11 protein-coding genes and 1 pseudogene are annotated in these 10,362 nt (G+C 67.3%); 5 read left to right on the top strand and 7 right to left on the bottom strand.

What is annotated here, in order from left to right:
* Window positions 1–31: 31 nt before the first annotated feature.
* Window positions 32–349 (bottom strand): hypothetical protein, encoded by a 318-nt coding sequence (locus C7C56_RS21480; protein ID WP_106759393.1) that lies wholly within the window; start codon window positions 347–349, stop codon window positions 32–34.
* Window positions 350–353: 4 nt separating this feature from the next.
* Here C7C56_RS21480 and C7C56_RS21475 point away from each other — a divergent pair, with 4 nt between their 5' ends.
* On the top strand, window positions 354–674 hold the full coding sequence (locus C7C56_RS21475) for a response regulator (protein ID WP_181373291.1): 321 nt from the start codon (window positions 354–356) through the stop codon (window positions 672–674).
* 104 nt (window positions 675–778) lie between these two features.
* On the opposite strand, the gene C7C56_RS21470 is transcribed toward C7C56_RS21475, so the two are convergent.
* The 6 genes and pseudogenes from C7C56_RS21470 to C7C56_RS30085 all read right to left on the bottom strand — a co-directional run bounded on the left by C7C56_RS21470 (window position 779) and on the right by C7C56_RS30085 (window position 7,192).
* Entirely contained in the window at window positions 779–1,759 is a 981-nt protein-coding gene (locus C7C56_RS21470; RefSeq protein WP_106759391.1) for an XdhC family protein, read from the bottom strand.
* Between the two features lie 38 nt (window positions 1,760–1,797).
* Window positions 1,798–4,038 carry a xanthine dehydrogenase family protein molybdopterin-binding subunit gene (locus tag C7C56_RS21465; RefSeq protein ID WP_106759390.1) on the bottom strand — a complete coding sequence of 747 codons (2,241 nt, stop codon included), beginning with the start codon at window positions 4,036–4,038 and terminating at the stop codon, window positions 1,798–1,800.
* 10 nt (window positions 4,039–4,048) lie between these two features.
* Window positions 4,049–4,522, bottom strand: coding sequence for a (2Fe-2S)-binding protein (locus tag C7C56_RS21460; protein ID WP_106759389.1), 474 nt, complete (start codon window positions 4,520–4,522; stop codon window positions 4,049–4,051).
* A 162-nt stretch (window positions 4,523–4,684) separates the two neighbouring features.
* On the bottom strand, window positions 4,685–5,266 hold the full coding sequence (locus tag C7C56_RS21455; RefSeq protein WP_106759388.1) for a nucleotidyltransferase family protein: 582 nt from the start codon (window positions 5,264–5,266) through the stop codon (window positions 4,685–4,687).
* A 98-nt stretch (window positions 5,267–5,364) separates the two neighbouring features.
* A pseudogene (locus C7C56_RS21450) lies at window positions 5,365–6,770 on the bottom strand (aminotransferase-like domain-containing protein).
* Window positions 6,767–7,192 (bottom strand): DUF2970 domain-containing protein, encoded by a 426-nt coding sequence (locus C7C56_RS30085; RefSeq protein WP_229458915.1) that lies wholly within the window; start codon window positions 7,190–7,192, stop codon window positions 6,767–6,769. Before C7C56_RS30085 ends, C7C56_RS21450 begins: the two are co-directional and overlap by 4 nt.
* On the opposite strand from C7C56_RS30085, the gene C7C56_RS21440 reads away from it, so the two are divergent.
* From C7C56_RS21440 to C7C56_RS21430, 4 genes are all read left to right on the top strand, one after another.
* Window positions 7,182–7,883, top strand: coding sequence for a c-type cytochrome (locus C7C56_RS21440; RefSeq protein ID WP_106759386.1), 702 nt, complete (start codon window positions 7,182–7,184; stop codon window positions 7,881–7,883). The genes C7C56_RS30085 and C7C56_RS21440 overlap by 11 nt on opposite strands.
* The gene (locus C7C56_RS21435; protein WP_307719072.1) at window positions 7,880–8,914 is read left to right on the top strand and encodes a cytochrome c; all 1,035 of its coding nucleotides are present in this window, start codon (window positions 7,880–7,882) and stop codon (window positions 8,912–8,914) included. The genes C7C56_RS21440 and C7C56_RS21435 overlap by 4 nt, the downstream gene beginning before the upstream one ends.
* Window positions 8,803–9,123 carry a c-type cytochrome gene (locus C7C56_RS30550; RefSeq protein ID WP_307719071.1) on the top strand — a complete coding sequence of 107 codons (321 nt, stop codon included), beginning with the start codon at window positions 8,803–8,805 and terminating at the stop codon, window positions 9,121–9,123. Before C7C56_RS21435 ends, C7C56_RS30550 begins: the two co-directional genes overlap by 112 nt.
* A gap of 181 nt (window positions 9,124–9,304) precedes the next feature.
* The gene (locus tag C7C56_RS21430; protein WP_106759385.1) at window positions 9,305–10,234 is read left to right on the top strand and encodes an ADP-ribosylglycohydrolase family protein; all 930 of its coding nucleotides are present in this window, start codon (window positions 9,305–9,307) and stop codon (window positions 10,232–10,234) included.
* Window positions 10,235–10,362: the final 128 nt, after the last annotated feature.

The following is a 10,362-nucleotide window of genomic DNA, read 5'->3' as shown; positions in this document are numbered from 1 at the left end:
CTAATCAATGTGGGTAAAGGGCAGGGCTAGGCTAAGGCAGCGGCAGGGCGGTCGCGATCGCCGCGCCGAAGCCCGCTGCCAGGTAAAACCACATGGGCGCCGGCGTTGGCGAAGGCGCCAGCGCGAACGCGACGGTGGTTTGCTGGGCCAGGCTCGTCGGCGTCGCCTGCTCATCCTGTTCATCGCTTGCGATGGTGGTCTGTTCGGCCGGCGTCGCCGGCAGCGGCGCTTGCGGCTGCGCGGCCAGGTCGCGCGGCGAGATCGGCGCGTAGTGGTGGCGGCTGGCCAGCGACAGGCGCTCCGGCACGGCGGCAAGGGCGTCGGCGGCGGCGGGCGCAGACGATGACATCGCGGTGCTGGTGCTGACGCGTCGCGAGTTGCTGGGCATGTTGGGGCATCATGTCAGTTCGGTTTCCAGTGCGGAGGAGGCACTCGAACTGCTGGGTAAAAGCGCGTTCGATGTGCTGCTCACCGATATCGGCTTGTCCGGGATGTCCGGCGAAGATCTGGCGGCCTTGTCGCGCGTTGAGCCCCCTCTACTTGAAATCATCTATTCCACAGGCCTGCCCCCGTCCGATGCGCACGCGAACTCGGCCCACAGGTACCTCACCAAGCCTTACACGATGGCGCAGTTGGAGCACGCCCTGCAGGTCGAAACCCTGGATGTCGGTTAGCCGCGCCTGAATCTGGCGGCGCAAAAAAACGCCCGCGCTGGTCAAAGCACGGGCTAAACATACAAGGAGTATTGCGTAACAAGAGCGATTGTGCCCGGCCATTGTTACTGGCTGATGACGCCGTCGCGGATCGGCGCGGTCCGCATGCCGTTTCTCACCGCGGTCAGTTCGGCCAGTATCGATACGGCGATCTCCGGCGGCGTCTTGCTCCCGATCGGGATGCCCACCGGTCCATGCATCCGGTCCACCTGTGCCTGTGTCAAGTCGAAATGCTGCACCAGCCGTTCGCGGCGGCGCAAGTTGGCCACGCGCGAGCCCAGCGCGCCGACATAGAATGCGGGCGAGCCGAGCGCTTCGAGCAGCGCCAAGTCGTCCAGTTTGGGGTCGTGGGTCAGGGCCACGACGGCGGTGCGCGCATCCGGCGCCAGCGCCGTGACCGTGTCGTCGGGCATCGAGGTCAGCAATCGCGTGCCTGGCACGTCCCAGCCCGGGCCGTACGCGTCGCGCGGCTCGCAGACGATGATCTCGTAGTCCAGCGCCAGCGCCATCTGCGCCAGGTAGCGCGAGACATGGCCCGCCCCGATGACGAGCAAGCGCCATTGCGGTCCGTGGATGGTGGTGAGGCAGGAGCCGTCCCATTGCAGCGCGTCGTCGCGCAAGGCGTCCTCCAGCGTGACGGCGCCGGTGGCGAGATCGACGCGGCGCGCGGCCAGATGGCGCAGCGCCAGGCGCGCTTGCAACCGGCCCAGTTGCGCCACCTCCGGCGCCGGCTCCACCACCAGTTCGAGCGTGCCGCCGCACGGCAGGCCGAAGCGTGTCGCCTCGTCCTTGGTGACGCCGTACACGATGCAAAACGGCGCTTGAGCGCCAAGTGCGCCGGCACGCATGCGCCCGATCAGATCGTCCTCGACGCAGCCGCCGGAGACCGAACCCTCGACCACGCCGTCGTGGCGCAGCGCCAGCAAGGCACCCGCCGGACGCGGCGCCGAACCCCATGTGCGCGCCACCGTGACGAGCGCGAAACGGTGGCCCGCCGCAGCCCAGCGGCACGCCACACCCAGGACCTGCTGGTCGGTGCTGTACATCCGTGCCCCTTACCGTTGTGTCGGAAACAAAGCGCTTCCTAGCCGAGCTTGAAGGGAAGCTCGCGCAGCGGCTTGCCGGTCAGCCGGGCGATGGCGTTGGCGAACGCGGGTGCCAACGGCGGCAAGCCCGGCTCGCCGACGCCGGTGGGCGGCTCGGCGCTGGGCACGATGTGGACGGCGAAGGCCGGCATGTCGGTGATGCGCGCGACGGTGAAGTCGCCAAAATTGCTCTGCTCGACCACACCATCCTTGAACGTGATGGCCGCGCCCGGCAGGCACATCGACAAGCCCATCACCGCGGCGCCCTGCACCTGCGCCTCGACGGTGCCGGGGTTGACCGCGAGATTGCAATGCACGCCGGCGGTGACCTTGTGCAGCACCGGCCGGCCGTCGCGCACGGAGGCCTGCGCCACGTAGGCGACGACGGTGCCGAACGACTCGTGCACGGCCACGCCCCAGGCATGGCCGGCGGGCAGGCGCTGCTTGCCGTAGCCGCTCTTGTCGACCGACAGCTGCAGCGCGGCGCGGTGGCGCGGATGCTTGTCGCCGAAGAGGCCCATCCGGTAGGCGACCGGATCCTGCTTGGTGGCGCGGGCGATCTCGTCGATCAGGGTTTCCATCACAAACGCCGTGTGGGTGGAGCCGACGCTGCGCCACCAAAGCACCGGCACGTTCAACTTGGGGTGGTGCACGGTCAAACGCATCGGAACCGGATAGGGCTCGCGCATGCCCTCGGCGGCCGTGCCGTCGATGCCGTCCTTTAAACGCTCGAACATGGTGCCGGCGGTGATCGACTGGCCGACGATCACATGGTCCCAGGCCAGCACCTTGCCGGTGTCGTCAAAACCGATGCTCGCGCGGTGCAGGTGCATGGGACGGTAGTAACCGCCGCGCATGTCGTCCTCGCGGCTCCAGATGGTGCACACCGGCGCGTCGAGTCCGGCCGCGCGCGCCGCTTTGGCGATCTCGCACGCCTCGACCACGAAGTCGCTGGTGCCGACGGCGCGGCGGCCAAAGCCGCCGCCGGTCGTTTGCACGTGCACGGCGACCTGCGCCGGCTTGAGCCCGAGCACGCGCGCGGCGGCGGCGCCGTCGACGCCGGGAATCTGGCTGCCGACCCACAGGTCGGCGCCACCGTCCCTGATGCCGACGGTGCAATTGAGCGGCTCCATTGCCGCATGCGCCAGATAGGGAAATACAAACTCCGCCTCCAAGCGCCGTGGGGCCGCCGCCAGCGGCGCCATGTCGGCGTCGAACTTGCGCGCGCCGGGGCGGCCGGCCAGCTCGCGGTACTGCGCCAGTTGCCGCACGCTGTCGACCTTTTCGACGGCGGCGGTGTCCCATTCGAGCTTCAGGGCGTCGCGCCCTTGCTTGGCCGGCCAGTAGCCGTCGGCCACCACGGCCACGCCTTCGGCGCCGCGGTCGAGCGCCACGCGCAGCACCGCCTTGACGCCCTTTACCGCGCGTGCCGCGCTGTCGTCGAGCGAGGCGAGGCGGGCGCCGAACACGGGCGGGCGCGCCACCACGGCGGTGAGCTGGCCGGCTTGTTTGATGTCGATGCCGAAGTCCTGGCGTCCGCTGCTTTTGGCGCGCGCGTCCAGGCGCGTGGTGGCGCGGCCGATGATGCGGAAATCCTTGGGGTCCTTGAGCGCCACCTTGGCCGGGACCGGAAAAGCCATGGCGGACTGCGCCAACTCGCCGTATGCGAGTTTGCTTCCGTCCGCTCCCAGCACGCTGCCGGCCTGCGTGCGCAATGTGGCCACGTCGACCTTCCAACGCTCGGCCGCCGCCGAGAGCAGCATGGCGCGGGCGCGCGCGCCGAGCTCGCGGTATTGCGTGAAGCTGTGCTTGATCGACATCGAGCCGCCCGTCAAATGCATGCCGAAGCGCGGGTCGGCATAGGCGGGATCGCTCGAGCCGAGCTTGCTGCGGACGAGGCGCCAGTCGGCGTCGAGTTCCTCGGCCAGGATCATCGGCAACGCGGTCTCGACGCCCTGTCCGAACTCGAGCCGGTTGATGGTCACCGTGACCTCGCCGTTCGGGGCGATGTGGACGAACGAGGAGGGCTGTTCGGTCGGCTTGAGCGCGCCGCCGGCCGCGGCGGCGCCGGCGGCTTGGGCCGCGGCCAGCTCGGGAAAGATCCCGAGCGACAGGCCGGCAACCCCGGCCAGCTTGAGGAAGTTGCGGCGCGGGAGGGCCGCGTTTTCAGTGCCGGTCTCGCGCGCCAGCATTTTTTGAAGGGCGCGCGGCAGCTCGCCGGGAGGGAGGTCTAGTAGCATGGGGTTTCCTTCAGGTCAGTGCGCGGGCGGCGTCGGCGATGGCGGCGTGGATGCGGGCGTAGGTGCCGCAGCGGCAAATGTTGCCGGCCATGGCCGAATCGATCTGCGCGGCGGTCGGCTGCTTGCCGCGCGGCAGCGATTTAAGGAACGCCGTGGCGCTCATGATCTGGCCGCTCTGGCAGTAGCCGCACTGGGCCACATCGTGCTTGACCCACGCTGCGTGCACGGCCGAGCCGACCCGGTCCTTGCCGTCGGTGGTTGCCTCGATCGTTGTGATCTTCTTGTTCGCGGCGGCGGAAATGGGCGTGACGCACGAGCGGATCGCCTGGCCGTCCAGATGCACGGTGCAGGCGCCGCACAGCGCCGCCCCGCAACCGAATTTGGTGCCGGTTAGCAGCAGCGTATCGCGCAAGGCCCATAAAATCGGGGTGCTGGGATCGGTATCGACTTTGTGCTGCTGGCCGTTGACATTGAGCGTGATCATTGTGCGCCATTTCTCCGTGCGTGGAAAAGGGGGAGGAGTTGTCTGAGAAATTACTGCGAGAAATTATGCGCTGAAGATGTCGGATCGGCCAGCCATTTTTGACTTAAATCTTGTCTTTACGGCTCTTGGCGCCGCGCAGCGATAGCGCGGATTGCCGCCGCCTCACAGCCGTTCGAGATCGGCCGCGGTATCGATGTCTTGAAATATGCCGGGGTCGTCGACGGGCACCTCGGTCACGCGGTTCGCCTCGACAATGGCGCGCGCGCCGCGGTCGCCCTGCAGGGCCAGCAGTTGCTCCAGATGCACGCTGCCGAAGGCGACCGGATTGCCCCTGCGCCCGGCATGGACCGGGGCGGCGATGGTCGCTCCCCGGTCGAGCGCGTCTCGCAGGGCTGCGATCGTCGCGGCCTGCACGTAGGGCATGTCGCCGAGCGCGATGATCCAACCGGCGGTCCCGGTTGGGCAATGCCGCAACGCGCGCACCAGCGAGGCCGCCATGCCGAGCTTGGCGTCGGGGCAGGCCACGACATCGCAACCGAGCTCGCGCAGGGCCGCGGCGACCGCGCCGGCACCATCGGGCACCACGGCGACCACCCGGGGCAGCACCGACAGCATGGCCGTTGCCGTCGCCACCACCACCGCCGGTTGCCCGGCGGCGAGCGGGGCGAGGAGCTTGTTGCGCGTGCCCGAAGGGTCGAACCGGCGGCCGCTGCCGGCCGCGAGAAGGATGCCGCAAATAGTCATGGAGGGTTTCGCCCGTTTCGTATTTCCTGGAAAGCGCATTCTCACATTTAAATGGTCCGCGCGGTCCCTGTCGGTGACTTTTCCCGCCTCTCAGACACTCAGGCTTGGGCCAGCCGTCCCAGCGTGGCGATGGCCGCTTCGCTGCGCTCGTCCCACGGATGGCCGTAGTTGAGGCGGATGAAATTGGTAAATGCGCGCTGGGCCGAAAACATCGGCCCCGGCGCCACGCTGATGCCGAGCGAGAGCGCGCGCCGATGCAGTTCGAGCGCATCGACGCCGCCGGCCAGCTCCACCCACAGGAAATAGCCGCCGTCAGGATGGCTCGCGCGGGTTCCCTTGGGAAAGTACCTGGCGACCGCCTTGAGCAGCGCGCCTTGCTGGGCGATGAGGGCATGGCGCAGCTGGCGCAAGTGCTTGTCGTAGCCGCCCTTGGCCAGGTAGTCGGCAAGCGCCGCCTGGGCCGGCGCGCAGGCCGACAGGCTGCGCATTGTCTTTAGTTGCGCAAGTTCCTTGCCATAGCGGCCGGCCACGGTCCAGCCGACCCGGTAGCCCGGCGCCAGGCATTTCGAGAATGACGAGGAATGCAGGACGATCCCTGATTTGTCCCATGCCTTGGCCGGGCGCGGGCGGCGGCTGCCGAAGTAGAGTTCGCCGTAGACGTCATCTTCGATCAGCGGAATGTCGCGCTCGGTCAGCAACTGCACCAGCGCCTGCTTTTTCTCGTCAGGCATCAGGCTGCCGACCGGATTCTGGAAGTTTGTCATCAGCCAGCAGGCCTTGGGCCGGTGGCGCTCGAGGGCAGCCCGCAGGGCCGCCAGGTCGATCCCTTCGCGCGGATGCACCGCCACTTCGACCGCCCGCAAACCATGGCTTTCGAGCGCCTGCAGCGCGCCGTAGAACGCGGGCGACTCCACAATGACGGCGTCGCCGGGCTTGGTGACCAGTTCCAGGCTCAGGTTCAAGCCCTCGAGCGCGCCGTTGACGATGACGATATCGTCGGTGTGGATGTGCATGCCATCGGCCAGGTAGCGCAGGGCGATCTGGCGCCGCAGGTTGGCGTTGCCCGGGGTGATGTCGTCGACCGCGCTCCAGGGATCCATCGCCCCGGCGCTCGATCCGAGCGAGCGGGCCAGGCGCTGCAGGGGAAACAGCAGGGGGCTTGGGAATGCCGAGCCGAATGGGACAACGTCGCGTGTTTTTGCCGAGCCGAGAATGTCGAAAACCAGTTCGCTGACATCGACCGGACGCGAATCGTTGTGCGTGTCGGGCGGACCCTGCGGTTCCGGGAGCGCATTTTTGGCGCCCGAAAGGACAAAGTAGCCGGAGCGCTCGCGCGCCCGGATCAGGCCGCGCGCCTCGAGCAGGTAATAGGCCTCACGGTCGAGGCGCCGACGCCGCGGCTGGCGCTGGCCTGGCGCACCGAGGGCAGGCGGTCGCCAGGTTCGAGCACGCCCTCGCGTATCGATTGCGCCAATTCCCCGGCGTACTGCTCGTACAGTTTCATGCGAGCGCGATCCGGACGGCCAGCATCAGTGCGCCGATGAGCAATGCCGTGCCGATCAGTCCGGCGACGACGACATACAGCGGATCCATGGCGCCCGCCGCATCGCGCTCGAAATCGCTCTTGCGGCGCAATCCGATGAACGACCAAGCGATCGCGACCATGGTCGCGCCGAAGGAGCGCTTGGCGCCGCGGCGTGGGGCTGCTTGGGGCTGGGTCGGCATGTTCTTCCTCTTCAAACGCGCTTCGGTGCCATCATTGTCGCGCGTACCAAGCCAAAAAAACAGATGCAGTCGGGCGCGAAAACAGCATAGCAGATGATCCTCTGCGCTGCTGTTTTTTGCGCTGTCTGATTCTGTACTGATTCCCGCATGCGCGGCACACTTGGGTCTGCCATCAATCAACGGACACCAGATGAAACGCATTCTATGCAGCTTGGCATTTTGCGCACTCGGCGCGGGCAATAGCGCCGCACAGGGAGGTGGCGCCGCCCCCGCGCGCGACGGCATGGCGCAGCGCAGTGCCGCTTGCGTCGCATGCCATGGGGCGCAGGGACGCGCCACCAGTGCGGGCTACTTTCCGCGCATCGCGGGCAAACCGCAGGCCTACTTGTTCAACCAGCTGGTCAACTTCCGCCAGGGACGGCGCACCAACCCGTCGATGAATCACCTGCTTGCGCACCTGTCCGATGAATACCTGGCGGAGATCGCGGCTTATTTCGCGGCGCAGCGGCCGCCGTACGCCCCCGCGCGCGCCGCCGGCGCGTCCCGGGCAACGCTCGCGCGCGGCGAGCGGCTCGCCACGGCCGGCGACCCGGCACGAAAGGTTCCGGCCTGCATTGCGTGCCACGGGCAAAAGCTGGCCGGCGTGCTGCCGGCCGTTCCCGGGCTGTTGGGCCTGTCGCGCGATTATCTGAACGCACAGTTCGGCGGCTGGCGCAACGGCGTGCGCCGCGCCTCGAAGCCCGACTGCATGGCGCATGTGGCGAACAGGCTGGCGCCGTCGGACGTGGCCGCCGTTGCGGCGTGGCTTTTGGCCCAACCGGTGCCGGCAGACTACAGTGCGGAGCCGGCCGGCGCGGCGGCGTTGCCGATGGCGTGCGGAGGCGTGCAATGAAACGCACTCTCCTGTTTGTGTCATCGGCAGTCGGCTTGATGCTGTTGGCCGTGCTGCTGTTTCAGCACTATTGGGAACCGGGCAGCGAGCAGCGCGCGGTGCGCGTTGCCGACTCGGCCGCCCAGATCCGGGCGGGCGCCTACCTAGCGCGTGCCGGCAATTGCATGACCTGCCATACCACGCCCGACGGCGCCGCCTACGCTGGCGGACGGGCGCTGGCGACACCGTTTGGCAAGGGGTTCGCGACCAATCTGACGCCTGAAAACGACACCGGCATCGGCGGTTGGAGCTCGGACGACTTTTGGCGCGCCATGCACAACGGGAAAGGCAAGGACGGACGCTCCCTGTATCCGGTCTTCCCCTATCCTAACTTCACCAAGATCACACGGGCCGACTCCGACGCCCGATACGCCTTTTTGCGCACGCTCGCCCCGGTGCGCCAGCCCAACCGCGCGCATGAGTTGCGATTTCCGTACAATCAGCGCGGCCTGCTGGCCTTCTGGCGAACGCTGTATTTCACCCCCGGTGAGTATCAGCCGGACGCGGCCAAGGACGTGGAATGGAACCGTGGCGCCTACCTCGTCCAGGGCGCCGGTCATTGCAGCGCTTGTCATTCGGCCAGAGACCCCTTGGGCGGTAGCTTGGCCGGGCAGCGCCTCGACGGCGCAACATTGGGCGGGCAGGGCTGGCATGCGTCGGCCTTGGGCGGCAAGCGCGATGTCGCCGAACTCGCAGAGTTGCTCCATACGGGCGTATCGTCACGCGCTGCCGTGGCCGGGCCAATGGCCGGCGTGGTCGCCGCTAGCCTGCAGCACCTTGACGCCGGCGACGCGCGGGCGATGGCCTCCTACCTGGTGTCGTTGCCGCAATTGGAACGCGGCGCCGCCGCCGCGCCTGGCGAAATCACGGCGCCGGGGAGATGTTGCGCCAGGGGCGACGTGTTTACGACAAGCATTGTGTCTCTTGCCACGGCGAAAACGGCGAGGGCGTTCCCCGTGTTTATTCGCCGCTGGCGGGCACGGCGAGGATGAACAGCACCAATGCGGTCAAGATCGTGCTCGACGGCGGCTACCCGCCTGGCACCGCGGGCAATCGGCGTCCCTACGGCATGCCACCCTTCAGCGCGGCGCTTTCCGACGCCGACATCGCGGCCGTGCTGTCGTTCATCAACACGAGTTGGGGCAACAAGGGGCTTTTGGTGAGAACATACGAGGTCGATCGTGTCCGCAATGGCGATTGACGCCTGTTGTCGGTGGAACCAAAAAAGGGCGGGCTTGTATATTGTGCGCCCCTTGCTTATGATCGAAGCACTCTCCCAGTGCGTGCCCGCGCCTGGCGTTCCCCGCGCCTTCTTGGCACCCATAGCGATTGCGATCCAAATGAACCAATTCTGGCCCAATGTCCTCTTGGCGGCTCGTTAGATGGGCAGCCCGACAGCCGGCGTCATGTTCGATCGTTTTCAGGGCTGCCTGCTTGGTTTGGCATTGGGGGATGCGCTCGGTGCGCCGTACGAGGGCGGGGTGCTCGAACGCCTGCTTTGGCGCCTCGTCGGCACCACACGCGAGGGGCACATGCGCTGGACCGACGACACGCAGATGTCGCTCGATCTGGTTGACTCGATCATTGCCATCGGCGCGATCGACTGCGACGACATAGCGGGCCGTTTCGCGGCAGGGTATTGCTGGAGCCGGGGCTATGGTCCTGGCGCGGCCAAGGTATTGAAGCGCATCGCGCGCGGGGAGGATTGGCGCGTGGCGAGCCGCGCCGTCTATCCCGAAGGATCCTACGGCAACGGCGGCGCCATGCGCTCGCCTGCAATCGGCTTGTTCCTCGCAGGGCGACCGGAAGAACTTTCCCACGCGGTGAGACAAGTTTCAATGATCACGCATGCGCATCCGATGGCCATCGAAGGCGCCTTGCTGGTCGCGTCCGCGACGGCGTTGGCCCTGGTGCGGCCAGACCCGCTCGAGATCATCGCAAGGCTGCGTCAAACTGCCCGTCTCGACGTTTATCAACGCAAACTGCTAATCGCGCAACGCTGGCTAACAGCCGGCGAAGAACCGCCGGCGCGCGCGCTTGCGGCCGGCCTGGGCAATAGTCTGGCCGCAAGCGACTCCTGCGTCACGTCGATTTACATCGCGCTCAGGTACCTGACGCAGCCGTTCCTCGAAATGCTTCGTTGTGTGGCAGCCGCTGGTGGCGACGTCGACACGATTGGCGCGATGGCCGGGGCGATCTGGGGCGCCGCAAACGGCATCGGCGGCTTGCCCGAGGCCGAGTTGGCGCGATTGGAGCAACGGGAGCGCTTGATGGACGCCGCTAAACGCCTGCATCAATCGACACGGCTGTAGCGCCTCTCGCGGACCACCTGATTGCTTGGGCAATGCTATCCCGTCGCGCCGGCAGCGCAAGTCGCACGCGCGCCAACGGCAAGGCCGTCAGCTTGTGCTGGTGGAAGGAATTGTGCCGGCCTTCGCGT

The organism is Massilia glaciei (assembly GCF_003011895.2).
Classification (GTDB): domain Bacteria; phylum Pseudomonadota; class Gammaproteobacteria; order Burkholderiales; family Burkholderiaceae_D; genus Telluria_A; species Telluria_A glaciei.
The sequence above is the reverse complement of the archived record's forward strand: the minus strand, read 5'-3'. Positions and strand labels throughout refer to the sequence as shown.